Source organism: Blastococcus sp. SYSU DS0619 (assembly GCF_054051035.1).
The window spans coordinates 1-26,999 of the sequence record NZ_JBJHAM010000008.1 but is presented as its reverse complement, the minus strand read 5'-3'; the positions used below and the strand labels follow the sequence as shown (position 1 = coordinate 26,999).

Annotated in this window: 25 protein-coding genes and 1 tRNA gene; 14 read left to right on the top strand and 12 right to left on the bottom strand. The window is 75.0% G+C overall.

Translation table 11 applies throughout. The features are described from left to right. Positions 1 to 4 precede the first annotated feature (4 nt). Positions 5 to 1,012, bottom strand: coding sequence for a selenide, water dikinase SelD (selD, locus tag ACI79T_RS11530; RefSeq protein ID WP_456610205.1), 1,008 nt, complete (start codon positions 1,010 to 1,012; stop codon positions 5 to 7). Between the two features lie 10 nt (positions 1,013 to 1,022). Further along, complete coding sequence (locus ACI79T_RS11525; RefSeq protein ID WP_456610204.1) at positions 1,023 to 1,616, bottom strand: helix-turn-helix transcriptional regulator; 594 nt, start codon at positions 1,614 to 1,616, stop codon at positions 1,023 to 1,025. A 66-nt stretch (positions 1,617 to 1,682) separates the two neighbouring features. On the opposite strand from ACI79T_RS11525, the gene ACI79T_RS11520 reads away from it, so the two are divergent. The 3 genes from ACI79T_RS11520 to selB all read left to right on the top strand — a co-directional run bounded on the left by ACI79T_RS11520 (position 1,683) and on the right by selB (position 4,872). Beyond that, a tRNA-OTHER gene (locus tag ACI79T_RS11520) sits at positions 1,683 to 1,778 on the top strand. Positions 1,779 to 1,804: 26 nt separating this feature from the next. Next, complete coding sequence (gene selA / locus ACI79T_RS11515) at positions 1,805 to 3,136, top strand: L-seryl-tRNA(Sec) selenium transferase (RefSeq protein ID WP_456610203.1); 1,332 nt, start codon at positions 1,805 to 1,807, stop codon at positions 3,134 to 3,136. Continuing rightward, positions 3,127 to 4,872, top strand: coding sequence for a selenocysteine-specific translation elongation factor (selB, locus tag ACI79T_RS11510; RefSeq protein ID WP_456610202.1), 1,746 nt, complete (start codon positions 3,127 to 3,129; stop codon positions 4,870 to 4,872). Before selA ends, selB begins: the two co-directional genes overlap by 10 nt. Positions 4,873 to 4,966: 94 nt before the next feature. Here selB and ACI79T_RS11505 read toward each other — a convergent pair whose 3' ends face one another. From ACI79T_RS11505 to ACI79T_RS11495, 3 genes are all read right to left on the bottom strand, one after another. Further along, positions 4,967 to 5,635, bottom strand: coding sequence for a CoA transferase subunit B (locus ACI79T_RS11505; RefSeq protein ID WP_456610201.1), 669 nt, complete (start codon positions 5,633 to 5,635; stop codon positions 4,967 to 4,969). Next, positions 5,635 to 6,453, bottom strand: a complete 819-nt coding sequence (locus tag ACI79T_RS11500; protein WP_456610200.1) for a CoA transferase subunit A — start codon at positions 6,451 to 6,453, stop codon at positions 5,635 to 5,637. Before ACI79T_RS11500 ends, ACI79T_RS11505 begins: the two co-directional genes overlap by 1 nt. A gap of 159 nt (positions 6,454 to 6,612) precedes the next feature. Further along, a complete protein-coding gene (locus tag ACI79T_RS11495) occupies positions 6,613 to 7,602 on the bottom strand; it encodes an anti-sigma factor RsbA family regulatory protein (RefSeq protein WP_456610199.1) in 990 nt (329 codons plus the stop codon). Between the two features lie 168 nt (positions 7,603 to 7,770). On the opposite strand from ACI79T_RS11495, the gene ACI79T_RS11490 reads away from it, so the two are divergent. Continuing rightward, on the top strand, positions 7,771 to 9,195 hold the full coding sequence (locus ACI79T_RS11490) for an NADP-dependent succinic semialdehyde dehydrogenase (RefSeq protein WP_456610198.1): 1,425 nt from the start codon (positions 7,771 to 7,773) through the stop codon (positions 9,193 to 9,195). 31 nt (positions 9,196 to 9,226) lie between these two features. On the opposite strand, the gene ACI79T_RS11485 is transcribed toward ACI79T_RS11490, so the two are convergent. Further along, positions 9,227 to 9,571 (bottom strand): UBP-type zinc finger domain-containing protein, encoded by a 345-nt coding sequence (locus ACI79T_RS11485; RefSeq protein ID WP_456610197.1) that lies wholly within the window; start codon positions 9,569 to 9,571, stop codon positions 9,227 to 9,229. 218 nt (positions 9,572 to 9,789) lie between these two features. Here ACI79T_RS11485 and ACI79T_RS11480 point away from each other — a divergent pair, with 218 nt between their 5' ends. Genes ACI79T_RS11480 through ACI79T_RS11470 form a run of 3 tightly spaced genes read left to right on the top strand, consistent with a single transcriptional unit; the run spans position 9,790 to position 13,727 of the window. Beyond that, positions 9,790 to 11,448, top strand: coding sequence for an FAD-dependent oxidoreductase (locus ACI79T_RS11480; RefSeq protein WP_456610196.1), 1,659 nt, complete (start codon positions 9,790 to 9,792; stop codon positions 11,446 to 11,448). Next, on the top strand, positions 11,445 to 12,875 hold the full coding sequence (locus ACI79T_RS11475; protein WP_456610195.1) for an ATP-binding protein: 1,431 nt from the start codon (positions 11,445 to 11,447) through the stop codon (positions 12,873 to 12,875). The genes ACI79T_RS11480 and ACI79T_RS11475 overlap by 4 nt, the downstream gene beginning before the upstream one ends. 33 nt (positions 12,876 to 12,908) lie before the next feature. Continuing rightward, a complete protein-coding gene (locus ACI79T_RS11470; RefSeq protein ID WP_456610194.1) occupies positions 12,909 to 13,727 on the top strand; it encodes a hypothetical protein in 819 nt (272 codons plus the stop codon). A gap of 6 nt (positions 13,728 to 13,733) precedes the next feature. On the opposite strand, the gene pdxY is transcribed toward ACI79T_RS11470, so the two are convergent. Then, positions 13,734 to 14,585 carry a pyridoxal kinase PdxY gene (gene pdxY / locus ACI79T_RS11465; protein ID WP_456610193.1) on the bottom strand — a complete coding sequence of 284 codons (852 nt, stop codon included), beginning with the start codon at positions 14,583 to 14,585 and terminating at the stop codon, positions 13,734 to 13,736. Between the two features lie 206 nt (positions 14,586 to 14,791). Between pdxY and ACI79T_RS11460 the strand changes: the two genes are divergently transcribed. The 5 genes from ACI79T_RS11460 (at position 14,792) to ACI79T_RS11440 (ending at position 19,554) form a co-directional block, all read left to right on the top strand. After that, positions 14,792 to 16,018, top strand: a complete 1,227-nt coding sequence (locus ACI79T_RS11460; RefSeq protein ID WP_456610192.1) for a CaiB/BaiF CoA transferase family protein — start codon at positions 14,792 to 14,794, stop codon at positions 16,016 to 16,018. A gap of 260 nt (positions 16,019 to 16,278) precedes the next feature. Continuing rightward, positions 16,279 to 17,142, top strand: coding sequence for a formate/nitrite transporter family protein (locus ACI79T_RS11455; protein ID WP_456610191.1), 864 nt, complete (start codon positions 16,279 to 16,281; stop codon positions 17,140 to 17,142). Between the two features lie 149 nt (positions 17,143 to 17,291). Further along, positions 17,292 to 17,699 (top strand): four-helix bundle copper-binding protein, encoded by a 408-nt coding sequence (locus ACI79T_RS11450; protein WP_456610190.1) that lies wholly within the window; start codon positions 17,292 to 17,294, stop codon positions 17,697 to 17,699. A gap of 31 nt (positions 17,700 to 17,730) precedes the next feature. Then, positions 17,731 to 19,014 carry a cation:proton antiporter gene (locus tag ACI79T_RS11445; RefSeq protein WP_456610189.1) on the top strand — a complete coding sequence of 428 codons (1,284 nt, stop codon included), beginning with the start codon at positions 17,731 to 17,733 and terminating at the stop codon, positions 19,012 to 19,014. A 9-nt stretch (positions 19,015 to 19,023) separates the two neighbouring features. Further along, positions 19,024 to 19,554 (top strand): DUF421 domain-containing protein, encoded by a 531-nt coding sequence (locus ACI79T_RS11440; protein WP_456610188.1) that lies wholly within the window; start codon positions 19,024 to 19,026, stop codon positions 19,552 to 19,554. A gap of 55 nt (positions 19,555 to 19,609) precedes the next feature. Here the strand turns inward: ACI79T_RS11440 and ACI79T_RS11435 are convergent, their stop codons facing one another. The 4 genes from ACI79T_RS11435 to ACI79T_RS11420 all read right to left on the bottom strand — a co-directional run bounded on the left by ACI79T_RS11435 (position 19,610) and on the right by ACI79T_RS11420 (position 23,802). Continuing rightward, positions 19,610 to 20,986: a DUF2254 domain-containing protein gene (locus tag ACI79T_RS11435; protein WP_456610187.1), complete on the bottom strand. Its 1,377-nt coding sequence runs from the start codon at positions 20,984 to 20,986 to the stop codon at positions 19,610 to 19,612. A gap of 139 nt (positions 20,987 to 21,125) precedes the next feature. Next, positions 21,126 to 21,701, bottom strand: a complete 576-nt coding sequence (locus tag ACI79T_RS11430; RefSeq protein ID WP_456610186.1) for a GerMN domain-containing protein — start codon at positions 21,699 to 21,701, stop codon at positions 21,126 to 21,128. Next, complete coding sequence (locus ACI79T_RS11425; RefSeq protein WP_456610185.1) at positions 21,698 to 23,128, bottom strand: sensor histidine kinase; 1,431 nt, start codon at positions 23,126 to 23,128, stop codon at positions 21,698 to 21,700. Before ACI79T_RS11425 ends, ACI79T_RS11430 begins: the two co-directional genes overlap by 4 nt. Then, complete coding sequence (locus ACI79T_RS11420; protein ID WP_456610184.1) at positions 23,125 to 23,802, bottom strand: response regulator; 678 nt, start codon at positions 23,800 to 23,802, stop codon at positions 23,125 to 23,127. The genes ACI79T_RS11425 and ACI79T_RS11420 overlap by 4 nt, the downstream gene beginning before the upstream one ends. Positions 23,803 to 24,066: 264 nt before the next feature. Here ACI79T_RS11420 and ACI79T_RS11415 point away from each other — a divergent pair, with 264 nt between their 5' ends. Then, entirely contained in the window at positions 24,067 to 25,071 is a 1,005-nt protein-coding gene (locus ACI79T_RS11415; RefSeq protein ID WP_456610183.1) for a potassium channel family protein, read from the top strand. A gap of 9 nt (positions 25,072 to 25,080) precedes the next feature. On the opposite strand, the gene ACI79T_RS11410 is transcribed toward ACI79T_RS11415, so the two are convergent. Beyond that, positions 25,081 to 25,959 carry a metallophosphoesterase gene (locus tag ACI79T_RS11410; RefSeq protein ID WP_456610182.1) on the bottom strand — a complete coding sequence of 293 codons (879 nt, stop codon included), beginning with the start codon at positions 25,957 to 25,959 and terminating at the stop codon, positions 25,081 to 25,083. A 341-nt stretch (positions 25,960 to 26,300) separates the two neighbouring features. Here ACI79T_RS11410 and ACI79T_RS11405 point away from each other — a divergent pair, with 341 nt between their 5' ends. Next, positions 26,301 to 26,834: a hypothetical protein gene (locus tag ACI79T_RS11405; protein WP_456610181.1), complete on the top strand. Its 534-nt coding sequence runs from the start codon at positions 26,301 to 26,303 to the stop codon at positions 26,832 to 26,834. Positions 26,835 to 26,999 lie beyond the last annotated feature (165 nt).

Genomic DNA, 26,999 nt, shown 5'->3' with positions numbered 1-26,999 from the left:
GCTGTCAGCGGACGATGACGACGAACTCCCCGCGCGGGATGAACTCGCCGATCACCGGCGCCCCGGAGATCTCCCCGCCCAGCAGCAGGCCGCCGGAGGTCTGGGCATCGGCGAGCAGCAGCGCCTCGTCCTCGGGGACCGCCGACAGGTCGGTGTGCGGGCGCACCCAGTCCAGGTTGCGCCGGGTGCCGCCGGACACGAACCCGGCGGTCAGCGCCTCGCGCGCGCCGGCCAGGTAGGGGACGGCGGCGGCGTCGACCACGGCGGTGACCCCACTGGCCCGCGCCATCTTGTAGAGGTGGCCGAGCAGCCCGAAGCCGGTGACGTCGGTGCCGGCGCGGATCCCGGCGGCGACGGCGGCCTGCCCGGCGTCCCGGTTCAGGGCGGTCATCGAGGCGACCGCCTCCTCCGACACCTCGCCGGTGGCCTTCATCCGGCTGTTGAGCACCCCGACGCCCAGCGGCTTGGTGAGGGTCAGCGGCGTCCCGGCGACGGCACCGGAGTTGGTGATGATCCGGTCGACGTCGACCACCCCGGTGACGGCCATCCCGTACTTGGGCTCCGGGTCGTCGATGGAGTGCCCCCCGCCGACGTGGCAGCCGGCCTCCTGCGCCACCTCGAGCCCACCGCGCAGCACCTCCGCGGCCAGTTCGGCGGGCAGCACGTCGCGCGGCCAGCCGAGCAGGTTGACCGCGACGACCGGCGTGCCGCCCATGGCGTAGACGTCGGAGAGCGCGTTGGCCGCGGCGATCCGGCCGAAGGTGTAGGCGTCGTCGACGACGGGGGTGAAGAAGTCGGTCGTCAGCACCAGGCCCTGGCCGCCGGCGATCCGGACGACCGCGGCGTCGTCGCCGTCGTCCAGGCCGATCACCAGCTCGGCGTTCGGCGACGACGGACCGGTGGCGGTCAGGCCGGCCACGACGGCCTCCAGCTCACCGGGCGGGATCTTGCAGGCGCACCCGCCGCCGTGCGCGTACTGGGTGAGACGGACGCGGGCGGGTGCGGTGGTCACGCGGTCGAATCTAGGCCCGGCCGCCGGGGAGGACGACCAGCCGGGGCGAGCACGGGGCCGCGGGACGCCGCCGCAGGGCCCGCCCGGCCGGGTGGGTACCGGACCGCCCGGCGTGCGCAGGGACGTCGAGGTCGCCCAGGTCGCGCGGCGGGGCGGTCTCGTCGGTGAGCCGGGCGCCGTCGATCCGGTCCACGCGGAACCAGCGCAGCGCCTGCCGGTCGCGGCACCAGGCGACGAGGAACTCGTGCGCGCCGGTGTGGACGAGCAGCTGGGGCTCTACCGTGCGCTCCGACCAGCGTCCTTCCCGGTCGCGGTAGTCGAGGACGAGCACGCGCCGCTCGGCCAGGCCGCGCTCGACGAGCCCCCGCACCTCCGCGATGCGCGCCGCGTCGGCCGCCACCCACCGGCTGCTGGCGAGCATCTGCGCCCGCCGGTGCGGATCGGGTTCGAGTGCGGTCAGCACCTTCTCCAGGGCGGCCTGCCCCGCCTCGGCGTACGGGCCGCCGGGGTGGGCCGCGAGGGCCGCCGCGACCGCTGCGGCCTCCTCGGGCGCGAGGGCGACCGGCGGCAGCGTGGCGGGGGAGCGGGACCCGGTGCGCTTCACGGGAGGGATGGTCGCACCGCCCACCGACATTTCCGGGGAACCGGCGGGGGACGTACGCTTCCCGGCGGAGGCGTCAGGGTGTCTGGTGGCCCCCGCGGCCTCTAAAGCCGACGTGGCCGAGCATCTCGGTCAGGCGGGTTCGATTCCCGTCCGCCTCCGCCAACTTCCCGCACATACGCTGCGGGGCGATGAGCCAGGACCCGCAGCGCGCCGACCCCCGCCGGCAGGTGCCGCGCACCGACACCCTGCTCGCCGATCCACGGCTGGCCGCGGCCGGCGAGCGGCTGGGCCGGGGCTTGGTGAAGGGCGCCGTGCAGCAGGTCCAGCAGCGGGTCCGCGCCGGGGAGGTCGCGCCCGGCGACGCCGTCGACGCCGTCCTGGCCGGGCTGCCCGCGACGGCGTCCAGCCTGCGCCCGGTGCTCAACGCGACCGGCGTCGTCGTGCACACCAACCTCGGCCGGGCCCCGCTGTCGCCGGCCGCCGTCGCCGCGGTCGTCGCGGCAAGCGGCACCACCGACGTCGAGTTGGACCTGGCGACCGGCCGGCGCGGCCCGCGGGGGGAGGCGGCGATCGCCGCCTTGCTCGACGCCGTGCCCGCCGCCGAGGCCGCGATCGTGGTCAACAACTGCGCGGCCGCCCTCGCCCTCGTCGCCACCGCCCTCGGCCAGGGGCGTGAGCTGGTGCTGGCCCGCGGCGAGCTGGTGGAGATCGGCGACGGCTTCCGGATCCCCGAGCTGCTGCAGACCACCGGCGCCCGGCTGCACGAGGTCGGGACCACCAACCGCGTGACGCTCGCCGACTACCTCGGTGCGCTCGGCCCCGGCACCGGCGCCGTGCTCAAGGTGCACCCGTCGAACTTCGTCGTCCGCGGCTTCACCCGCGCCGTGGAGGTGGGGGAGCTGGCTGCCGCGCTGGCGGGCACCGGTGTCCCGCTGGTCGCCGACGTCGGGTCGGGCCTGTTGCGGCCCCACCCGCTGCTGCCCGACGAGCCCGCCCTGCAGACGACGCTCGCCGCCGGCGCGGACCTGGCGCTCGCCAGCGGCGACAAGCTGCTGGGCGGGCCGCAGGCCGGGCTGGTCCTCGGCCGGGCGGAGGTCGTGCAGACGCTGCGGCGGCACCCGCTCTACCGCGCGCTCCGCGTGGACAAGACGACGCTGGCGGCCCTGGAGGCGACGCTGCGCGGCCCGCTGCCGCCGGTGCAGGAGATGCTCGCCGCCGGGGCCGACGGGCTCCGGGAGCGCGCGCGGGCCCTCGCCGCCCGGCTGTCGGCCGCGGGGGTCCCTGCGGCCGCGGTCGACGCCGGCTCGCGCGTCGGCGGGGGCGGTGCGCCGGAGCACCCGCTGCCCGGTGCGGCCGTCTCCCTGCCGGAGGCGTTCGCCGAGCCGCTGCGCCTGGGCGCCACCCCGGTGGTCGGCTACGTCGAGGACGGCCGGGCCCTGCTCAACCTGCGCAGCGTGCCGCCGGCCGCCGACGACGACCTCGCCGCCGCGGTGCTGGAGGTGGCCCGCCGGTGGACGTGATCGCCACCGCCGGCCACGTGGACCACGGCAAGTCGGCCCTGGTCCGGGCGCTCACCGGCATGGAGCCCGACCGCTGGGCGGAGGAGCGCCGCCGCGGGCTGACCATCGACCTCGGCTTCGCCTGGACGGCGCTGCCCTCGGGCCGCCGGCTGGCGGTGGTCGACGTTCCGGGGCACGAGCGGTTCGTGGGGAACATGCTCGCCGGTGTCGGCTCGGTGCCCGCCGCCCTCGTGGTCGTGGCGGCCGACGACGGCTGGTCGGCGCAGACCGCCGAGCACGTCGCCGTCCTGGACGCCCTCGGCGTGCGGCACGCGCTGCTCGCCGTCACCAAGGCCGACCTCGCCGATCCGGCGCCGGTGCTCGCCGACGTCACCGACCGGCTGGCCGGGACGTCGATGGGCGCGGTGCCCGCGGTCGCGGTCAGCGCGCTGACCGGCGCCGGGATGGCCGAGCTGACCGGCGCGCTGGAGCAACTGCTCGCGGGGCTGCCGCAGCCGGACCGCACCGCGCCGGTCCGGCTCTGGATCGACCGCGCCTTCACCATCAAGGGCGCCGGGACCGTGGTGACCGGCACCCTCGCCGGTGGTTCGGCGGCACCCGGCGACCGGTTCCTGCTCGGCGGCCGGGAGGTGACCGTGCGCGGCGTCCAGTCCCTCGGTGAGCCCGTCGAGCGCGCCGACGCCACCGCCCGCGTGGCGCTGAACCTGCGCGGGGTCGCGGTGGAGGAGCTCTCCCGTGGCGACGCGCTGCTGACCCCGGGGGCGTTCCGCTCCACCGACGTCGTCGACGTCAGCCTGACGGCCGAGCCCGGCGAGCGGCTGCCCGCCGAGCCGGTCGTGCACGTCGGCTCGGCCACGGTCGGTGCCCGGCTCCGACCCCTGGACGGCGCGGCGGTGCGGCTGCGGCTGGACCGCCCTCTGCCGCTGCGCATCGGGGACCGGCTGCTGCTGCGTGATCCGGGCGCCCGCCGGGTGCTCGGCGCCGACGTGCGGGACGTCGACCCTCCGGAGCTGCGCCGCCGCGGCGCCGCCCGGCAGCGGGCCGCCGAGCTGTCCGCCCAGCCGGACGGCACGGCCGGAGCCGCCGCGGACCTGACGCGTCGCCGCATCGTGCGTGCGGAGGACTTCGCCGCCATGGGCTGGCCGGTGCCCGCCGGCGCCACCCGGCACGGACCGTGGCTGCTCGCCGCCGGCCTGGCCGACGAGCTCGCGGCCCGGGTGCCCGACGTCGTCGGCCGCTACCGCCGGCTGCGCCCGCTGGAGCCCGGCCCGCCGGCGGAGGTGGTGCGCCGGGCCCTCGACCTGCCCGATGCCGAGCTGGTGCCCGCGCTCGTCCGGGCGCCGCTGGTGCTGCGGGCCGGCCGGGTGGTCGACGGCGCCGCTGAACTCCCGCCGGAGGTGCAGCGGGCGGTCGACGGGATCCGCGCCCGGCTGGCGGGCGACCCGTTCGCCGCGCCGGAGGCACCGGAGCTGGTGACCGCCGGGCTCGGCGTGCGGGAGCTGGCCGCCGCCGTCCGCAGCGGGCAGCTGGTGCGCGTCGGTGAGGGGGTCTACCTGGCGCCCGGGATCGCCGGGACCGCCCGGGCGCGGCTGGCGGACCTCCCGCAGCCGTTCACCCTCAGCCAGGCGCGCCAGGCGTGGGGCACCAGCCGCCGGGTCGCCGTCCCGCTGATGGAGTGGCTGGACGGCCAGGGCGTCACCCAGCGGCTGCCGGACAACACCCGCCGCCTGCGCTGAGCCGACCGGACAGGTAGGTCTGCGGTCAGTCGGTCTCTGCCCAGCCCGGCTGGGCAGAGACGGACTGCCGCGGAACAGGCGGGCGGGGGCCCCGTCAGACCTCCGCGGGCAGGGGCATCTCGCGGAGGTCGTCGGCCACGGTCAGCGGTGCACCGGTCTTCTCGACCACCTCGTCGGCGCTCACCCCGGGCGCGGTCTCCCGGAGGACGAGACCGGCGTCGGTGACGTCGATGACGGCGAGATCGGTGACGATGCGGTCGACGCAGGCCTTGCCGGTCAGCGGCAGGGTGCACTCGGCGACGATCTTGGCCGATCCGTCGCGGGCCGTGTGCTCCATCATGATGATCACCCGCTTGGCGCCGTGGACGAGGTCCATGGCGCCGCCCATGCCGTTGACCATCTTGCCCGGGATCAGCCAGTTGGCCAGGTCGCCGCGGGGGTTGACCTGCATGGCGCCGAGGACGGCGACGTCGAGGTGCTGGCCGCGGATCATGCCGAAGGACAGGGCGGAGTCGAAGAAGCTGGCCCCGGGCAGGACGGTGACGGTCTCCTTGCCGGCGTTGATCAGGTCCGGGTCCTCCTCGCCCTGGTAGGGGTAGGGCCCGACGCCGAGGACGCCGTTCTCCGAGTGCAGGACGACGTGCACGCCGTCGGGGACGTAGTTGGGGACCAGCGTGGGCATCCCGATGCCGAGGTTGACGTAGGCGCCGTCCTCCAGCTCCAGGGCGACGCGGGCGGCGAGCTGCTCGCGGGACAGGGCCATCAGGCTGCTCCTCCGGTCGCTTCCTCACCGGCGGCGGCCGGCGCGGCGGTGTCGGCGGTGCCCGCCGCGGGGCGGGGGCGGGTGGTGCGCTTCTCGATCGGCTTGCGGTCGCTGCCCACGACGACGACGCGGTCGACGAACACCCCGGGCAGGTGCACGTCCTCGGGCCTGATCTCGCCCGGCTCGACCAGCTCCTCCACCTCCGCGACGGTGACGCGGGCGGCCATCCCCGCCAGCGGGTTGAAGTTCCGCGCCGACTCGTGGAACACCAGGTTGCCGTGCCGGTCACCGACCGCGGCGCGGACCAGGCCGAAGTCGGCGGTCAGCGCCGTCTCCAGCACGTACTGGCGGCCGTCGAACTCCCGCACCTCCTTGGGCCGGGACACCTCGACCACCTCGCCGCGGGCGTCGTAGCGGATGGGGATGCCGCCGTCGGCGACCATCGTGCCCACGCCGGTCGGGGTGTAGAAGGCGGGGATGCCGGTGCCCCCGGCGCGCAGCCGCTCGGCGAGCGTGCCCTGCGGGGTCAGCTCGACCTCCAACTCCCCGGAGAGGTACAGCCGGGCCAATTCCTTGTTGCCGCCGACGAAGGAGGAGATCGTGCGCCGGATCCGCCCGGCGTAGAGCAGCACGCCCAGCGCCTGGTCGTCGACCCCGCAGTTGTTGGAGATCGTGGTCAGCCCGTCGGCGCCCTGCGCCAGCAGCGCGTCGATCAGCTCGAGGGGGACCCCGCACAGGCCGAACCCGCCCACGGCGAGTACCGACCCGGCCTCGATGTCGGCCACGGCCTCCGCGGGGGAGGCGACGACCTTGTTCACCGGGAGCCCGGTTCGACGGGGACGGTGCTCCGCCCGTGGTCCGTGCGTGTCCGCTCCACCGCAGTGCTCCCATCGCTCGCCGGTTGCCGGGCCCAGTATCGCGGTCCGGGGACGCACCGCTAGGCCTGGTCGACCACTGGCCGGAAGTTGCGGTGCGACTCAGCGCAGGACGGTGGTGAGGCGAACGCGGACGCCGCCGTCGCCCGGGTGGTGCTCGCCACCGGCGATGTCGACGTGGTCGCAGAGCTGGCGGGCCAGCCACAGCCCCATGCCCCCGCGGGACAGGTCCTCGCCGTGTGCGGGCCCGTAACCGGCGAACGGGTCGTCCCAGCCGGGGCCGCCGTCGCTGATCGTGCACACCATGCGGTCGGGCGCGGTCCACAGCCGGAGGGTCACCGGCGGCCGCCCGTGCCGGACGGCGTTGGAGGTCATCTCGTCGACGGCGAGGAGGAAGTCCTCGACCACGTCGGCGGAGGCCGGGACCACGGCCAGCTCCGCGGCGACCGCGTGCCGCAGGCCGATGAAGTCGGCGACGTCGGCCGCCGCGAACGCCGGGGGAGTGCGCTCGAGCGGCTCGTCGGGCACCGGGAGCGCCCGGAGGTACTCGGCGGGGTCGGTGTACCCGGGGTTCGGCGTCCGCCCGGCCGGCGTCGCGAAGTGGCGGTGCGTGCGGACGGCGGTGTCCAGCACCGGTTCGGGGAGCCGGCGGGTGTCGAAGACGCAGAGCCCCCAGAGGTCCCAGCCGCAGAGGGCCTCGTTGATGACCGACTCGTAGCGCCCCCACTCGAGCCAATCCCGCGGGGTGCGCCCGAAGTCGATCTCGCCGAGGACACGGACCCGGCGCGCGCCTGCTGCGGTCTGCCGCTCGGCCAGCCGACGGAAGGAGGTGATCGCCGCGGGGGTGCGCATCCGGTGGAGCTCGTCGCGGTCCAGCAGGTGCAGCCGGGGATCGTCGTCCAGCGCCTCGCGCAGGGCCGCCGTGCTCGCCGGACCGGCCATCACCACGGCGGCCTCGCCGGCGTCCAGCGCCGCCCGCAGGAACGGCGCCCCCGTGGCGACCAGCTGGTCGGGCCCGCCGAACAGGAGGGCGTCGTGCGGAAAGCTCTCGGCGGCGGGATGTCCCGCCCCGCCTGCTGCCGTCCAGTCCACCGATTAACCCCTGCCCTGTTGCCTCCGCACCCGGACTGGAGCTCCACGGTAGGCCAGTCCCGCGGATCGGTCGCACCGGAGGTGCGCTGCGCCCACCGTTCCGGCCGCCCGCCCCGTTTCGGCGGCCCCCGTCCGGGCAGGTGACGGCGCACCAGGAGGGAGCACACCATGGCGATCGCCACGATCAACCCGGCCACCGGGGAGACGCTGAAGACCTACGAGCCGCTGACCGAGGAGGCGCTGGAGGACAAGCTGTCCCGGGCGGCTGCCGCTTTCGGCCGGTACCGGCTGACCTCGCCGGCGGAGCGGGCGGGCTGGCTGCGCGCGGCCGCGGACGTGCTGGACGCCGATGCCGACTCGGTGGCGGAGCTCATGACCACCGAGATGGGCAAGACGCTGGCGTCGGCGAAGGCGGAGGTGGGCAAGTGCGCGAAGGCGCTGCGCTGGTACGCCGAGCACGGCCCGGCGTTGCTGGAGCCGGAGGCCAAGGACGCCGCGGCGGTGGGGGCGCAGCAGGCCTTCGTGGTGCACCAGCCGCTGGGTGTGGTGCTGGCGATCATGCCGTGGAACTTCCCGCTGTGGCAGGCGATGCGGTTCGCCGCCCCGGCGTTGATGGCCGGCAACGTGGGTCTGCTCAAGCACGCCAGCAACGTGCCGCAGACGGCGCTGTACATGGAGGAGCTGTTCCGCCGGGCCGGTTTCCCCGCCGACGTCTTCCAGACGCTGCTGATCGGTTCGGGCACGGTCGAGCAGGTGCTGCGCGATGACCGGGTGATGGCCGCGACGCTGACCGGTAGCGGGCCGGCGGGGCAGTCGGTGGCCGCGATCGCCGGGGACGCGCTGAAGAAGACGGTGCTGGAGCTGGGCGGGTCCGATCCGTTCATCGTGATGCCCTCGGCGCACCTGGACACCGCCGCGGAGGTGGCGACCACGGCGCGGAACCAGAACAACGGGCAGAGCTGCATCGCGGCCAAGCGGTTCTTCGTGCACCGCGACGTGGCCGAGGAGTTCACCCGGCTGTTCGCCGAGAAGATCGGCGCGCTCACCGTCGGGGACCCGATGGACGCCGACACCCAGATCGGCCCGCTGGCCACCGAGTCCGGGGTCCAGGACGTGGAGGACTACGTCGCCGACGCCCGCGCCAAGGGGGCCACGGTGGTGGTCGGGGGGCAGCGGCTGGACCGGCCGGGCTGGTTCTACGCCCCGACGCTGCTCTCCGGCATCACGCCGGAGATGAAGGTGCACTCCGAGGAGGTGTTCGGCCCGGTCGCGGCGCTGTACGTCGTCGACTCCCTGGACGAGGCGATCGAGATCGCCAACTCCCACGTGTACGGGCTGGGCTCGAACCTGTGGACCGAGGACGAGGGTGAGCGGGCGCAGTTCGTCCGCGACATCGCCTCGGGCATGGCGTTCATCAACGGGATGACCGCCAGCTACCCGGAGCTGCCCTTCGGCGGGATCAAGCAGAGCGGCTACGGCCGGGAGCTGACCGAGGTGGGCATGCGCGAGTTCATGAACGCCAAGACCGTGTGGGTCGGCGGCCCCAGCAGCGCCCAGGCCAAGGGCAGCACCGCAGGCGCCGCCGCGGAGTGAGCCCGTGCGGCGCCACCCCCGGCCCGCGCGCTCAGTGCAGGCGGGCGGTCCAGTCGGCCGGTACCCGACCGCGCGGTCCGGGAGCGGGCTGGTCGAGGGGGTGGTGCTGCGGCGGGGTCAGCGGGGTACCGGCCACCGGCCGGTCCTGCTCGAAGTCCCAGAACCACTCCTCACCCGGTTCGAAGCTGCGGATGACCGGGTGGCCGGCCGACGCCGCGTGCGCGCGGGCGTGCCGGCTCGGCGAGGAGTCGCAGCACCCGATGTGGCCGCACTGCGCGCAGCGGCGGAGGTGGAACCACCAGCCCCCGTCGTCCTCGCACTGGACGCAGCCGGTCCCGCTCGGCGGCACCGCGGGGTCGATGGGAGCTGCTGTCATGGCCGGCCTCCTGGGCGGACGGACGTGAGGGGACGTGGGCAACGCTACGGAAGCCGTCCAGTTTCGCCACGAGTTCCGGGACGGGTCTGGGCCGCCGGGCCGCGGCCGACTAGCGTCCTGACCGGCAGCACGGGAGCACGAGGACAACGGGCCGCGGCGCCGTGCGCGCGTGGCCCGTCCCCGGCGCGGGCGGGGCGCGGCCGCCGATGGGAGTCGCGATGGGCAAGCCGGTCCTCCTCAGCGTCGACGACGACCCCGGGGTCTCCCGGGCCGTCGCGCGCGATCTCCGGCGGCAGTACGGCGAGGAGTTCCGCGTGCTGCGGGCGTCGTCGGGGCAGGAGGCGCTGGAGGCGTTGCGGGAGCTGAAGCTCCGGGGGGACAGCGTGGCGGTGCTCCTGGCCGACTACCGGATGCCGGAGATGAACGGCATCCACTTCCTCGAGCAGGCCATGGACCTGTTCCCCCGGGCCCGGCGGGCGCTGCTGACCGCCTACGCCGACACCGACGCCGCCATCCAGGCGATCAACCTCGTCGACGTCGACTCCTACCTGCTCAAGCCCTGGGACCCGCCCGAGGAGAAGCTCTACCCGGTCGTCGACCAGATGATCCAGGCCTGGCGGGACAGCCCCGACGCGGCCGTGGACGACGTCAGGCTCGTCGGCCACCGGTGGTCGGCGCCGTCGTTCCGCGCGCGGGACCTGCTCGCCCGCAACGCCGTGCCCTACCGCTGGTACAGCGCGGACGAGCCGGAGGGGCAGCGCCTGCTCGAGGCCGCCGGGGCCGGCGCGGACGACGTCCCGGTGATCGTCACTCCGGACGGCGTCGTGCTGAAGGCGCCGACCGAGACCGAGCTCGCCGCTGTCGTGGGGCTGGGCGTGGAGCCCGAGGCCGACTTCTACGACCTGATCGTGGTGGGCGGCGGGCCGGCCGGTCTCGGCGCCGCCGTCTACGGCGCGTCCGAGGGGCTGCGGACGGTGCTCGTGGAGCGTGAGGCGACCGGCGGGCAGGCCGGGCAGAGCAGCCGGATCGAGAACTACCTCGGGTTCCCCAACGGCGTCTCGGGCGGCCAGCTCGCCGACCGGGCCCGGCGCCAGGCGCGCAAGTTCGGCGCCGAGCTGCTGCTGACCCGCGACTGCGTCGCGCTGGAGGCCCACGGGTGCAAGCGGGTCGTGCGGTTCGACGACGGAAGCGCCATCGCAGCCCACGCCGTCGTCCTGGCCACCGGCGTCTCCTACCGGAGTCTCGGCGTGCCGGGCGCCGACGGCCTCACCGGCCGGGGTGTCTACTACGGCTCTGCCATGACCGAGGCGGCGGCGTGCGCAGGCACGAAGGTGTTCATCGTCGGCGGCGCGAACTCGGCCGGCCAGGCGGCCGTGTTCTTCGCGCGGTACGCGAGCTCGGTGCACCTGCTCGTCCGCGGGCCGGCGCTGGAGGCGTCGATGTCGCACTACCTGATCGAGCAGCTCGCCGCGATCGAGAACGTCCACGTGCACACCTGCACGACCGTCGCCGAGGCGCACGGCGACGACCACCTCGAGCAGGTGACCCTGCAGGACGCGCGGACCGGCGAGCTGCGGACCTACGACGCCGGCCACCTCTTCGTCTTCATCGGCGGTGAGCCCCGCACGAACTGGCTTGACGGTGTGGTCGTCCGGGACCGGCGGGGGTTCATCCCCACCGGACCCGGGTTGCTCGCCGACGGCCGACGTCCGCACGGGTGGGGGCTCGACCGCGACCCCTGGTTCCTGGAGTCCAGCGTGCCGGGGGTCTTCGTGGCGGGGGACGTGCGGGCGGAGTCGGTGAAGCGGGTCGCCTCGGCGGTCGGGGAGGGCGCGATGGCGGTCACCCTCGTGCACCGCTACCTGGGGGAGCGGTGACCGCGCGGGAGCGCCGGCTGTCGGCCGGCGAGCTGCGAGGGCTCTTCCTCTTCGAGGAGCTCGACGACGAGCAGCTGGCCTGGGTGGCCGGCAACGGCGACGTCGTCGACTGCCCGGCCGGCACCGAGGTGTCGGTCGAGGGCGAGCCCGCCGAGTGCTTCTTCGTCCTGCTCGACGGGACGATGACGATGGTGCGCCTGGTGGGCGGCAGCGAGGTGGAGATGGTCCGGACGTCGCACCCCGGCGTGTACTCGGGCGCGGTGCAGTTCTACGTCGGTGACCGGCTCGAGCAGCGGTACCCGGCGACGGTCCGGGCGGTGACCGACTGCCGGTTCCTGGCGCTGCCGGCCGGACCGTTCGCCGAGGTGTTCCGCCAGTGGTACCCGATGGCGGTGCACCTCCTCGAGGGGATGTTCGTGGGGCAGCGGAACTCCGCCGAGCTGGTGGGGCAGCGGGAGCGGCTGCTGGCCCTGGGCAAGCTGACCGCGGGGCTCACCCACGAGCTCAACAACCCCGCGGCCGCGGCGGCCCGCGCGACCGACGCCCTGCGCGACCGGTTCGCCGGGATGCGCCACAAGCTCGCGCTGCTGTCCGAGGGCACGCTCGACGGCGAGGTGCTCCGGGCGCTGACCGGCCTCCAGGAGGAGTTCGTCGCCCGCATCGGCAGTGCCCGCGAGCGGTCCACGCTGGAGCGCTCGGATCTCGAGGACGGCCTGGGCGAGTGGCTCGACGAGCACGAGGTGACCCAGCCGTGGGAACTGGCCGGGGTCTTCGTGGCGGCCGGGCTCGGGCCGGCGGACCTCGACCGCGTCACCGACGCCGTCGCGCCGTCCTTTTTGGAGCCGGCGCTGCGGTGGCTGGCCTACACGGTCGAGACCGAGACGCTGCTCCTGGAGATCGCCGACAGCACCAGCCGCATCTCGAGGCTGGTGAACGCCGCCAAGCAGTACTCGCAGATGGACCGCACCCCCCACCAGCCCACCGACCTGCACGCCGGCCTGGACGCCACCCTGGTGATGCTGGGCGGCAAGATCGGGCCCGGCGTCACCGTGGTCAAGGACTACGACCGCGGGCTGCCGGAGGTGCCCGCCTACGCCGGCGAGCTCAACCAGGTGTGGACCAACCTGATCGTCAACGCCCTTGACGCCATGGCGGGGGCGGGCACGCTCACGATCCGGACGGCGCGCGACGGCGACACGGCGCTCGTCGAGATCGCCGACACCGGGCCCGGCATCCCGGCCGAGCTGCGGTCGCGGGTGTTCGAGCCGTTCTTCACGACCAAGCCCGTGGGGCAGGGAACCGGTCTGGGTCTCGACGTGTCGTGGCGGGTGGTGGTCAAACGGCACGGCGGGGACCTGCGGGTGGCGTCGTCGCCCGGGGACACCCGCTTCCAGGTGCTGCTACCGCTCTCCGAGCCGGCCGCCTGACCCTCCGGGCGCCGCGCTGGGACAGTGGGGGGCGTGTTCGACGTCGACTGGATGGGCCTGCTGACCCGCGAGGTGCTGCGCGAGCGCGGCGCCGTGCTGATCGCCGAGAGCTGCGCGTGGGCCGTCGGGCTCTCGGACCGCCCGCACTACCGGCGGCGGTCCGGCCGGGTCGCGCCCAGCGGGCTGACCGTGGGGGAGCGGGCCGCGAACGGCCAGCCGCTGGGCGGCGAGGAGGACGGCCGGGTCGACCTCGAGGACGCCCGCCCCGGCAGCTTCCAGGACGCGCTGAACATGATCGGCCCGGACGGCCGGCTCGAGGCCGAGCGGTTCGACGACGAGGTGCTGGTGCCGTTCGTGGCCGAGACCTGCCGGATGGCCGGCGAGCGGGCCCGCACCACCCGCAGGGCGGACTGGGCCGAGCTCGCCCACGACCTGGGCGAGGATCCCGCTGACGTGGCCGACGTGGTGCGCGCCGGCGGCTGGGAGGCGCCGCTGCGCATCGACGCCGAGCACCTCGTCCTCGCCGCGCTGCGTGACGCCCCGCTGATCGAGGTGGAGGCCGAGGGACTGCCGCTGTCGCTGGTCCGCGCCGCGGAGGCGGCGACGCGGGCTGCCGCGCCCGCTCCCGCCCCGGCTCCGGACGACAGCCTCGCCGGAGCGCTCTTCCTCGCCCGCGCGGCCCTCGAGGAGTCCGGCTGCACGGTGCCGGTCCCGCCGTCGGACGCCGACCTGCTCCTCGCCGCGCTCGGGGACGCCGGCCTGGAACCGGACGAGGTGACGACCGTGCTGCACCACCTGCCGGTGGAGGAGCCGACGATCACCCGGATCGCGGCCACCCTCGCCGACCGCTGAGCGAGGTCAGACCTCGGCGACCTCGAAGGTGCGGCTCGGCGTCACGAACTCCTCCTGCGCGGCGACCATCAGGATCTCCCGGGAGCGGGCGTCCTCGGTGCGCTGGAGGAGCCCGAACACCGACGAGGCGGCCCGGCCCAGCGCCTCGGCCGCCGAGCGGGTGTCCAGCCAGTGGGCGAGGAACAGCGCGGCGATCGCGTCGCCGGCGCCGTTGACCGACACGCCCAGCCGCGGGGTGCGCACCCGGAAGTGCCGCCCGCCCTCCGACGCCAGCAGGTCGACCGCGTCGTCGGGGGTGTCCTCGGCCACCAGCGAGGTGGTGAGCACGACCCGCGGTCCCAGGGCCTGCACCGCGGCGGCGGCGTCCTTCACCGAGGGCAGCGACCGGGTGGCCACGCCGGAGAGCAGGTCGAGCTCGTAGTGGTTGGGCGTCACGACGTCGGCGGCCGGCACCGCGACGTCGCGCATGAACTCCTCGATGCCCGGCCGCACGAACACCCCGCGGCCCACGTCCCCGATCACCGGGTCGCAGCAGTAGACCGCCGCCGGGTTGGCCGCGCGCACGCGGGCGACCGCGCCCACGACGGCGTGCCCGATGTCGGCGGACCCGAGGTAACCCGAGAGCACGGCGTCGCACGAGCCCAGGACGCCGCGGTCGGCGACGCCCTGCACCAGCTCGTCGATCGACTGGCCGTCGTACACCCGGCCGGTCCACTCGCCGTAGCCGGTGTGGTTGGAGAACTGCACGGTGTGCACCGGCCACACCTCGATCCCGAGGCGCTGCAGCGGGAACACCGCCGACGAGTTGCCGACGTGCCCGTAGGTGACGTGCGACTGGATGCTGAGGACGGCGGTCACGACAGGCACCCTGGCACACGGCCCGGGCCACCCGGCGCCTGGCCCGGGGATGCGATGTGCGCCTGCGGCGCGCGTCCACCACCCGGACAAGCCCCGTACGCACACCGCCCGGACCACCCGGCCGGCCGGCCTGTGACATCGTCGGCCCGGCGACGACGGCGGACAGTGCCGAGCGGACGCCCCTCGTGAAGGAGCCGTGGACCCCGATGAGCGCTGACGCGACGCACCCGGCGAGCGCCGGTGCCCCCGGGGCGGCCGCCCCGGGCCCCCTGGCCGGGCTGCTGGTGGCCGATTTCTCCCGGATCCTGGCCGGTCCGTACGCCACCATGCTGCTCGCCGACCTCGGCGCCGAGGTGGTCAAGGTGGAGGGGCCCTCCGGTGACGACACCCGCACCTGGCAGCCGCCCGTGCGCGACGGCGTGTCGACGTACTACCTGGGGGTCAACCGCAACAAGCGCTCGGTGGCCCTGGACCTGAAGGACGACGCCGACGCCGGCGCCGCGCGCGAGCTGGCCCGCCGCGCCGACGTGGTGGTGGAGAACTTCAAGCCCGGCGGCCTGGCGCGGTTCGGTCTGGACTACGACACGGTGGCCGCGACGAACCCCGGCGTCGTCTACGCCTCGATCACCGGTTTCGGCACCGGGCCGAAGGGCGCGCCGCTGCCCGGGTACGACCTGATCGTGCAGGCCGTCTCGGGCTTCATGAGCCTGACCGGCGACACCGACGGCGCGCCCTACCGGGGCGGGGTGGCGCTCTTCGACGTCATGGCCGGGCTGCACGCCACCATCGGGGTGCTGGCGGCGATCAACCACCGGCACGCCACGGGGCGGGGGCAGCACGTCGAGGTGAACCTGCTGTCCTCGGCGCTGTCCGGGCTGGTGAACCAGGCCAGCGCGTACGTCGCCGGCGACGTCGTGCCGTTCCGGATGGGGAACAGCCACCCGAGCCTGTTCCCCTACGAGCCGCTGCCCTGCGCCGACGGGGACCTGGTCATCGCGGCCGGGAACAACGGCCAGTTCCGCCGGCTGGTCGAGGTCCTCGGCGTCCCCGAGCTGGCCGACGACCCGCGGTTCAGCCGCAACGAGGACCGCACCGCCAACCGAGACGAGCTGCGCCCGCTGCTCGTCGGGCGGCTGAGCACCCGCGGCACGCAGGAGTGGTTCCGCGACATCATCGCCGCCGGCGTCCCGTGCGGGCCGATCAACACCATCGACCAGGGCGTGGCGTTCGCCCAGGAGATCGGCCTGGACCCGGTCGTCCGGGTGGGCGAGGGTGACCACGCCGTCCCCTCGGTGCGCAACCCGATCACCTTCTCCGCGTCCCCGCCGGCCTACCGGCTGCCCCCGCCGGACCTCGACGAGCACGGCGCGGAGGTCCGCCGCTGGCTGGCCGCGCCCGAGGAGGACCGGGTGGGCGAGGAGCGCTCCCGCTGACCAGGCTGCTCCCGGCGCGTTCGGTGCAGTGACTGCACCGAGCTGTCCGGAGCCTGGTCGGCACAGCGGTTCCGCGCGGCGGCGAGGTCCGGTGCAGTGGCTGTAACGACCGCGCCACCCCGACCGGGTGGTGGCGGCACGCGCCGGCCCACCGGCCGGTGCCCGGGCCCGCCCGTGTCGGCGGTACCGCTCGGTTTGCCGTCGGGTCGGCCCGGCGGGAGGCTGCGGGGGCCGGCCGGCACCACCCCGAGGAGACGACCATGGCGGCTCGTGAACCGCAGGAGATGGCCCAGGTAGCGGCTGCTACCGGCGCCAAGAAGGTGCGCCGCACGTGGGACCGGGTCCTGGTGAGTGCGTTCCTCGCCGGCGCGTACATCGCCTTCGGTGGGCTGGTGGCGATCACCGTCTCCTCGGGCCTGGACCCGGCGACCTGGGGGACGTTGCCCACGCTGTTCATGGGCGCGGCGTTCACGCTCGGCCTGGTCCTCGTGCTGATCGCGGGCTCCGATCTCGCCACCGGCAACATGATGCTGGTCCCGCTCGGCGCCATGAACGGGAAGCTCGGCGTCAGTGACGTCGTCCGGAACCTGACGCTGGTGCTCCTGGGCAACCTGCTCGGCGCGCTGCTGGTGGCCTACTTCCTGGCGGTGCAGACCGGCGTGATCGGCGACGCGGACGCGTCCGGTGCCGCCGGGCTGACCCACGAGCGGCTGGCCGGCATCGCCGAGGGCAAGGCACTGGGGGAGACGCCGTGGCAGACGTTCCTGCGCGCGGTGGGCTGCAACTGGCTGGTCTGCCTGGCGGTGTGGATGTCGCTGGCGGCGACGACGGTGTCGGGCAAGATCCTGGCGATCTTCTTCCCGATCATGGCGTTCGTCGCGATGGGCTTCGACCACGTCGTGGCCAACATGTTCTTCCTGCCGGCCGCGATCTTCGCCGGCGTCGAGGACATCGGCTGGGGGGACGTGCTGCTGAACTGGCTGCTCGCCGGGGCCGGCAACCTGGTCGGTGCGGTGGTCTTCGTGGCGACCTCCTACTGGTACCTGTTCCTGCGCGAGACGCCGGACACCTCGTCGGGCACCTCGGCGGCGGCCGACGCCGCCGAGCCGGCCGAGCGGGGCTGACCCGTGCCGGCGCCGTCACCGTCACCGTCACCGTCACAAGATCGTCATGGTCGATCGTGTGCCGGGCCGGGTGGGTGGGGTAGGGCGGCCGGTGGCGAGAGCCCCCGGACGCGACCGCGCACCGGGCCGACACCGTGAAGGAGGCCGACGTGACCGTCGCCGCCCAGATGCTCGACACCTACCCCAAGGACCTCGGCGGGGTCGACAAGCAGAAGCTGCTCGAGTGCATCGAGGCCTGCTTCGAGTGCGCCCAGGCCTGCACCGCGTGCGCCGACGCCTGTCTCAGTGAGGACATGGTCGCCGAGCTGACGAAGTGCATCCGCACCAACACCGACTGCGCCGACATCTGCGACATGACCGGCCGGGTGCTCTCGCGGCACACCGGCTACGACGCCAACCTCACCCGCGCGGTCCTCGAGGCCTGCGCCGCCGCGTGCAAGTCCTGCGGCGACGAGTGCGCCAGCCACGCCGAGATGCACGAGCACTGCCGCGTCTGCGCCGAGGCCTGCCGCCGCTGCGAGGCGGCCTGCCGGGACCTCATCGCCAGCCTGGGCTGAGCGCCGTGCCGCACGTCCCCGGCGGGGCGCGATGACCGTCGATGTGCTGCTGACGGCGGCGGGCGCCCTCGCGCTCGCCGCCGCGGCGTGGTCGGACCGGTTCCGCCGGCTGCCGGTCAGCGAGCCGCTCATCGCCCTCGCCCTCGGCGTCGTGCTCGGCCCCGCGGTGCTCGGCGTGCTGCCGCTGCCCGACCTGCTCGAGGACCACACGTGGCTGCACACGGCCGCTCGGTTGCTGCTCGCCGTGTCGGTGATGTCCGTCGCGCTGCGCTACCCGTTCCGCACCGCTCGCGCGCGCTGGCGCCCGGTGCTGCTCCTCCTCGCCGTGGTCATGCCGGCCATGGCCGTCGTGACCGCGGGGCTGGCCGCACTGAGCCTCGGCGTCGGCCTGGGGGTGGCGGCACTGATCGGCGCCGCGCTGGCCCCGACCGACCCGGTGCTGGCCTCCACCGTCACCACCGGCAAGCCCGCCGAGCAGGACCTGCCCGGCCGCGACCGGCAGGTGCTCTCCCTCGAGTCGGGCGCCAACGACGGCCTGGCGCTGCCGCTGGTCATCGTGGCCCTGGCCCTGGCCGGCCCGCTGACGATGGGGGAGGCGTTGCTGGAGTCGCTCTGGCAGGTCACCGGGGCCGTCCTGATCGGCGCGCTGCTGGGCTGGCTCGGTGGCCGGGCGCTGCGCGCCGGCGCCGATCACGGCGCGACCGACCCGGGACCCGAGCTGGTGTTCACCATCGTGCTCGCCTTCGCCGTCCTGGGCGTCGGCGGGCTGGTCCACGTCGACGGGATCCTGGCGGTCTTCGTCTGCGGCGTGGCCTTCAACGCGGTCAGCACCGGGCGCGAGCGGACCGCGGACGTGCGCATCGACGAGGCGGTGAACCGGTTCGTCGTCCTCCCGCTGTTCCTGGCGCTGGGCGCGATCCTGCCGTGGTCGGAGTGGCGCGAGCTGGGCTGGGGCGGCCTGCTCTTCGCCGTCCTCGTGCTGCTGCTGCGCCGCCCGCCGGTCGTCTACCTGCTCCGCCGCCCCCTGCACCTGGCCCGGCCCGACGCCGTCTACCTGGGCTGGTTCGGTCCGATCGGGGTCTCGGCGTTGTTCTACCTGACGCTGGAGTCCGAGCGGCTGGCCATCGACCCGGTCGTCCTGGTGGCCGGCACGCTGGTGGTCGCGGTCAGCACCGTGGTGCACGGCCTGACGGCGACGCCGGGGCGCGTGGTCTACCGCACGGTCGCCGGCCCGAAGGGCCGTGACGAGGGTGCTGACGAGGCACACGACGGCAATCGGGACCGATCCGCTTCGTCCCCGGGGTCGGACGGGTAGGGGGGCGGCATGTGGTTCGACTCGTGGTCCGATGTCATCCGGGTGCTGCTGGTGGGGTCGGCGGCCTACGTCACCGTGGTGTTCGTGCTGCGGATGTCCGGCAAGCGGACGCTGACCAAGCTCAACGCATTCGACCTGGTGGTCACCGTGGCGCTCGGTTCGACGCTGGCCACCATCCTGCTGAGCACCGACGTCGCCTGGACCGAGGGCGCCATCGCACTCGGCCTGCTGGCCCTGCTGCAGGCGGTGGTCTCGTGGGCCACGGTCCACTGGCCGGGGTTGCGGGCGGTGATCACCTCCCGACCCACGCTGGTCCTGCGCAACGGCGAGCCGGTGCACGACCGCATGCGTGAGGTCCGGGTCGGCATCGACGAGATCCGCCAGGCGATCCGCTCCTCGGGCGCCGGCGACCTGGCCGACGTGGCTGCGGTCGTGCTGGAGAGCGACGGATCGCTGAGCGTCATCCCGGCGAAGAAGTACGGCAGCGGCTCGGCCCTCGAGGGCATCGCGGGGGCCGACGACGTCTCCACGAAGGCCTGACCGCCCGTCGGCGTCACGGGCCCATGTCGCCGGAGGGGATCCGGCGGCCCGGCGCTCAGTGCGCCCGCGCGTCCGGGGTCGCCGGGCGGCGGCCGGGCTCCGGCACGACCGACCACCGGCCGGCGAGCGCGTCCTCGACGCCCGTGCGCCACAGGGTGGCCTCCCGCTCGTCGATCGAGGTGCTCTCCACGGCCAGCCGCGCGGCGCGATCGACGAGGATGGTGACCTCCCGGTCCAGCCCGTGGCCGCGCACCCGCCAGGCCACCTCGCGCAGCAGGCCCGCCATCCGCCGCAGCACCGCCGGCTGCCCGGAGGAGTACTCGAGCGTCTCCTCCAGCCCCAGTCGCAGCAGCTCCTGGGCCGTCCAGCGGTGCACCACGAGGCGTGCCACGCCGTCGCCGTCCCGGCAGACCAGCGACGGTGAGTGGCGGGGCAGCAGGTCGCCCAGCAGCGCGGAGAGGTGCGACAGCGCGTGCACGGCCGTCGTCGGGTCGTTGATCCCGGGGGAGAGGGCCCGCCCGGCGATGTCGACGATCTTGCGCACGCTGTAGGCGGCGTCCTCCTCCGGGGTCCGCTCGTAGGACAGGGAGACCGCGTCGGTCACCTCGCCGGCGAGCTCGTCGGGATCCCGCACCGGTCCGCCGCCGCGGGGCCAGACGTGGGCCAGCGGGGTGCCCGCCACCACCGAGTCCCCCATCCGCGGTCGCAGCACCAGCACCAGGTCGCGGTCCCGCGCGGCGGCGACCAGCCGTCGCTCGTCGACCGCCACGACGAACCCGCTGGCGCGCGCCTCGACCGGCGTCCCCGGTCCGCCGGGGAGGTCCGGCGGGGTGTCGTCCGGGTCCTGGTCGGTGCGCGCGATGGTGGCCACGGCCTCGTCGTGGACGTTCCGGAGCATCGTCTCCACCCGCAGCATGCGGGCCAGGTGGCCGAGGAAGACCACCAGCGCCGCGACGCTGCCGAGCGCGAACACGAACGCCAGGGTGATCGACAGGCGCGGCACGAACGACGCACCGTCCAGCGTCGCCTCCGCGGTCCGCACCGTGCGGAGCACGGTGAGGGCGTAGACGAACGTCCCGGTCAGCTGCGCGAGGGTGCCCTGGACCACCGGGTCGGTGACGAACGTCTGCAGCAGCCGGGGGGAGTACTGGCTGCTGCCCAGCTGCAGGGCGACCACGGTCAGCGAGAACGTCACGCCGGTGACGGAGATCAGCGAGCCGGCGATGGCGGCCAGCAGGTCCCGCGCCGCGGCCGGTCCGCCGCCGAACACGAACGCCAGCGGAGAACCCTCGTCGGCGGTGCTCAGCGCCTCGTCGAGCACCGGCAGCAGGACGCCGACGACCACGGCAAGGGTCACCGCCATCAGCGGGATCGGCCACAGGGCACCGCGGGCCAGCCGCCACAGCCGGCCGACCGGGTTGATCCGCGTCACCCGGTCACCGCCGAAGCAGCCCGGGGGGCGGCGAGCGGGAGCGCCGTCTGCTGCACGACGAGCATGGTGCTCGACCCCTCCGCGCCGTCGGGAACCTGGGGGCTCCCGGGCGCTGCGGCGGAATCGGGCGCGCTGCGGATCACTCGGTCTCCTCGGTGGGGGGTGCGTCGTCCACAGCCGGTGCGACCGACCGGAAGTGGTCGCGGCTGACCGGCTGCTCGGTGAGCCCGCTGTCGGTCGGGACCTCCACGGGCACCCCGTCGGCGAGGAACCGCACCTGCGTGGTGCCGGGGAGGTCGGTCAGGGTCCAGACGACCTGGGCGACGGCGAGCAGCTGGTTGCCGCCGGTGATGCCGGTGAACTCGCGGGTGACCGACACCGAGGTGATGCCTCCGGGCACGCCCTCGTCCACCAGCAGCGACTGCGGCGCGAGTGCCGTGCGCAGCCCGCCGATGACCTCCACCCGCGTGGGTCCCTGGACCAGCCGGTCCAGCGCGGACGGTGCATCGGCGAGCGGTGTGGCCCGCTCGACCGCGGCCAGGGTGGTCCCCCGGACGAAGTAGACGGTGAGCGCCGGGCCGTTCGCCTCCGTCCGTTGCCCGGCTGCGCTGACCTCCGGCACGGGGATGGTGAGCACCTCGGGGCTCTCCTGCGGCTCCACGCCGCAGCCGGTGAGGAGGGCGAGCGTGCACAGCAGCGCGGTGAGCACCTTCACGACTGCACCTCCACCGGCAGCTCGACGACGAAGCGGGCGCCCCCGGCCGGGCTCCGCTCCACCCGGACCCGCCCGTCCATCGCCCGGACGTGCCGGGCGACCAGCGCCAGCCCCAGACCCGAGCCGTCCGTGCGCGTGCGGATGCTGCCCGACCCGCGCGCGAACCGCTCGAAGATCCGCTCCCGCTCGTCCTCGGGGACGCCCGGGCCGGCGTCGTCGACGGAGACGGCGGCGGTGTCGCCGTGCCGGGAGACGGTGACGGCGGTGACCCCGTCGCCGTGCTTGTCGGCGTTGTCCAGCAGGTTGCTCAGCACCCGCTCGAGGCGTCGCTTGTCCGCGCAGACGACCACGTCCACGGCGTCGTCCTCGACGGTGAGCAGCTCCGCGGCACTGCCGTCCAGCCGGTGCCGGGCGACCACGGCGCCGGTCAGCGACGCCAGGCGGAGCGGTTCGGCGACCAGGTCGGCGCTCCCCGCGTCGGCCCGCGAGATCTCCAGCAGGTCGGCGACCAGGCGTTCGAAGCGGACCACCTCCGAGCGGAGCAGGGCCAGTGCCTCGGTCTGGTCGTGGTCGGTGGGGTCGGCGGTGGCCTCGACCAGGTCCAGCGCGCCGAGCATGGTGGTGAGCGGGCTGCGCAGCTCGTGGCTGACGTCGGCGGCGAAGCGGGCGTCGCTGCGGACGCGGTCCTCGAGCGCGTCGGCGGTCTGGTTGAACGAGGTCGCGATGGGGACCAGCGAGGGGTCGCCCCGCGGGTCGATGCGCGTGCCGAGGGCCCCGCCGGCGACGGCGGCGGCCGCGCTCGAGATGCGGTCCAGCGGGCGCAGCGTCGGGCGGGTCGCGTACCAGCCCACCAGCAGCGACAGCGGCACCGCGCCCAGGACCGCCGCGGCGAGCACCGCCGCCAGCACGCGGTAGGTGCGGTCCAGCTCGTCGAGGGGGAAGACCTCCACGTAGGCCTGCCGCAGCTCGGCCAGGGGGATTCCGACGGCCATCATCGTCTGGCCCTGCACCTCGATCCGCTGGCGTGCGGGCGTGCCGGCGATCACCGTCTCCCGCAGCGACCCGGGGAGGGCGTCGCGGCCGACCAGCAGGGAGGTGGTCGTCCACGCGCCGTCGTCGACGAGCAGCGACGTCGACCCGATCTCCCGGGGGAGCTGCGCCAGCACCTGGGGGACGCCCAGGCCCTCGCTGGCCAGGGCGCGCTGCACCTGTGCGGCGTTGTCCGAGGCCTGGACGAGGGTGACCCGTTCCCGCTGGACGAGCAGGTACTGCGACACCCCGACCCAGACGGCCAGGGCCAGCACACCGGAGAGCAGGAAGGTGACCGCGGCGAACGCCGCGGTCGCGCGTCCCCGCAGGGTCCGCGGGCGGAGGGCCTGGGCCGGCCGGGGCGGCGGGCCGGCGCCGTGGTCGTGCGGGGTGCTCACCCCGGTACTCGGTAGCCCATGCCGCGCACGGTGGTCACCAGCGAGGGGTTGCCCGGGTCCGGTTCGATCTTCTTCCGCAGCCGGCGCACGTGGACGTCCACCAGCCGGGAGTCGCCGAAGTAGTCGTAGCCCCACACCCGCTCGAGCAGCTCCTCGCGGCTGAGCACCCGCCCGGGCTCGGCCGCCAGCTCGCAGAGCAGCCGGAACTCGGTCCGGGTGAGGCTGAGCAGCTGGCCGTCGCGCGTGACCGTGCCGTCCGCCGGCGCGATCTCCAGGTCGCCCACCTGCAGGCGGGTGCGCGGCTCCGGAGCGCGGGTCCGCCGGGCGAGCGCCCGGATGCGCGCCGACAGCTCCTTGACGACGAAGGGCTTCGAGACGTAGTCGTCGGCACCGGCCTCGAGCCCTGCGACGACGTCGTGGCTGTCCGAGCGGGCGGTCACCATGATGACCGGCGTGTTGGAGGAGCGCCGGATCTCCCGGCACACCTCGAAGCCGTCCTTCCCCGGGAGCATGAGGTCCAGGAGGATGACGTCGAACGTCCGCGCCGCGAGCCGCTCGAGCCCGTCCTCGCCGCTCGCCGCCTCGGTGACCTCGATGCCCTCCCGCTGCAGCGTCATCTGCAGCATGCGGCGGATCCGCGGATCGTCCTCGATGATCAGCACCGACCGCGACATGTCCCCAGTCTGCCGAGCCCGGCAGCGGGCTGCAGCCCAGGCCACCCGGACGGGCGCCGCCGCGGTGCCACCCGGCAGCCCGGGCCGGATCGGGACGATGTGACATCTGCGTGACCAGGGGTCGGGCCCGGTCGGGTGGGCTACCTGGTCCCGGACGGACCGGGCGGAGGTCGCTGGGGCCGAGGAGGAGGCGAAGGTGCACGTGAGCGACAGCGTTCGGCCCCGGCGACGGGCCCGCGGTGCCACCGCGGGGATCCCTCTGCCGTGAGCGACGTCCTGCTCGTCCTCGTCGGTTCGCTCGCCGTCGCCCTGGTGGTGTGGGACGTCAGCTCGACCACCCTCACCCTCGGCGAGGGCGCCGGTCCGCTCACCCGCCGGCTGCTCGCCGCGGCGTGGCGCCTGCTGCTCCGCATCCACCGGCGGGGCGGGGGTCGTCCGCGGCTGCTCGGTTCCGCGGGCCCTGCCCTCATGGGCGCGACCGTGGCGATCTGGGTGGTCCTGTTCTGGGCCGGGTGGTCGCTGGTCTTCCTCGGCAGCGGCTCGGTGGCCGAGGCGCGGACCGGCCGGCCGGGGTCGGTCGCCGACGTCGTCTACTTCGCGGGCTACGCGGTGTCCACGCTGGGAGTGGGCGACTTCGTCGCCACCGACCCCGCCTGGCGGGTGGTCACGGCGCTGGCCAGCTTCAGCGGCCTGGCGCTGGTGACCCTCTCCATCACGTACCTGTTCTCCGTGATGTCCGCGGTCGTCGCCCGCCGGGCGGCAGCGACCCAGCTGCACGGGCTGGGCGACAGTGCCCAGGACATCGTGGTCGGCGGCTGGGACGGGGACCGCTTCAGCCCCGTCCTCACCCAGCAGCTGATGCAGCTGCCCGCGCAGCTGTCCGCGCTGGCCGAGCAGCACCTGGCCTATCCCGTGCTGCACTACTTCCGCAGCGTGCAGGCCACCGCGTCGGCGCCGGTGGCGATCGCCCGGCTCGACGACGCGCTGCTCATCCTCGGGACGGCGGTCGCCGCGGACCGACGGCCGCCCGCCGCCGCCGTGCTGCCGGTCCGCCGGGTCATCGACCGCTACGTGGCGACGGCGTCCCACGGCCGGACGCCGCTCCACGACGCCGAGCCCCCGCCCGAGCCGGGACTGGACCGGCTGGCCGACGCGGGGATACCGCTCGGCGACCGGGACGAGTGGCGGCGCGCCGTCCACGCCGCGGCCCCGCGCCGCGCCCGGCTGCGCCAGCTCGTCGAGGACGCCGGGTGGGACTGGCGGGCGTGAGCGCACCGGTCACCCGCCGGGGCGCAGCTCGAAGAAGGCGACCTGCGGCGGGGCGTTGATGCGCATCGGCACCAGGCTGAACCCGACGCCGCAGGTCACGAACATCCGGTTGCCCTCGTGGCCGTAGCCCTCGGGTGCCCAGCCGTCGGCGACGATCTTCTCCTCCGCGGTCAGCGCCAGGTAGGACCACTGCGGCTTGCCCGGCAGCGCCAGCTGCCCGCAGTGGGTGTGCCCGGCCACGGCCAGCGGGGCGGTGCCCGCCGGGAAGTCGGGGAAGGCCGTCGGGTTGTGCGACAGCACGATCCGGGGGGCGTCGGCCGGCAGGCCGTCGAGGGCCGCCTCGACGTCGGCCTCCCCGGGGACGACCGGCCCGACGCCGACGACGTGCAGGGCCTGCGCGCCGGCCCCGGTGCCGGGCACGGGCGCGGCCTCGTTGCGCAGCACCGTGATGCCCGCCTCCTCGAAGGCGGTGGTCAGCTCATCGGCCGCGCCGACCTTGTAGTCGTGGTTGCCGAGGACGGCGAAGGTGGGGATCCCGGACTCGACGAGCGGGCCGAGCAGCTCCAGGACGCCGTCCACCTGCTCGGGGATGCTCGGGTCCCGGCTGTAGACGTAGTCACCGCCGAGCAGCGCCACGTCCGGGTCGGCCGCGACGATCCGCTCGACGGCCCGCTCCACCATGTCGGTGTTGGCCCACCAGATGCCGATCTGCAGGTCGGAGACGACCGCCACCTCGGTGCCGTCCGCAGTGGCGCCGAGGCCGGGCAGCGGCACCTGCATGCGCTCCTCGTCCAGGACGTGCCGCGGCTCGACCAGCACCCCGTAGACGACGAGGAGCACCAGCACCCCCACGAGGGCCGCGGCGATCCGCAGGGTCCAGCGCAACATGTCGGTGTGCCTCCGGGGCGTGGGGGAGCGGCGGCGGGTGCCGCCGTCCCGGATGCCCGCCGCCGACCCGGAGATGCCTCCGGCGGCGTGATCGCCATGCGCTCGTCATCTCCGGCGCACCGGTCGGCGTCCCCGCGAGGGAGGTCGCGGCCGAGGCGGCGCCGGGCCCGCTGTCGCCGTTCCGCAACCACCGATGGGCCCGGGCTGCCCGGTCATTGCAAACTCGTGACGAAGCGCCACCGGCAGGAGGGAGCCGGTGCCTCCGGGGCACCTGCAGCGGCAGGACTCCTTCGGCCGCGGGGCACCGTGGCCGCACCACGGGACGGAGAGGATCGACGGCCATGACGACCAGCCGGCCACGGACCGGGGCGCACGTCGCCCCCCGCGCCCCTCGCCTGACCGGGGCGCTCCTGACGACCGCGCTGGGTGGCGCGCTCCTCGCCGGCTGCACCGGTGTCGACGAGGAGGAAGGCGGCGGCGGGGAGCCCACCACCGCCGCGGATCCGGACGTCCGTCCCCCCGGCGATCTGGAGGACCCCTACGACGGGGCCTACACGGCGGAGTTCCGCGAGGACCTCGACGCCTACACCAACGTGGAGGTGACGCTGACCGGCGAGGTGGTCGGCATCGTCTCGCCCGTGGCGTTCACCATGAGCGGCCCCGACGGCACCGAGGTCGAGCCGATCCTGGTGCTCACCGAGACCGAGCCGGCGCTCACGCCGGGGGACCAGGTGGTGGTCGCGGCCCAGCCGGCAGACGAGTTCGACCTGGCGGAGGTCGAGGAGGCGCTGGGGGCAGATCTGCCGGACGAGACGTTCGAGGAGTGGGACGACGAGCCCTACCTCGCCGCCTCGATCGTGGAGCCGAGGGACTGACCCCTGCCCGTGTCGATCAGGTGACCTGATCGTCCCGGGTCCTGGGGGGGGGGGGGGGGGGGGGGGGGGGGGGGGGGGGGGGGGGGGGGGGGGGGGGGGGGGGGGGGGGGGGGGGGGGGGGGGGGGGGGGGGGGGGGGGGGGGGGGGGGGGGGGGGGGGGGGGGG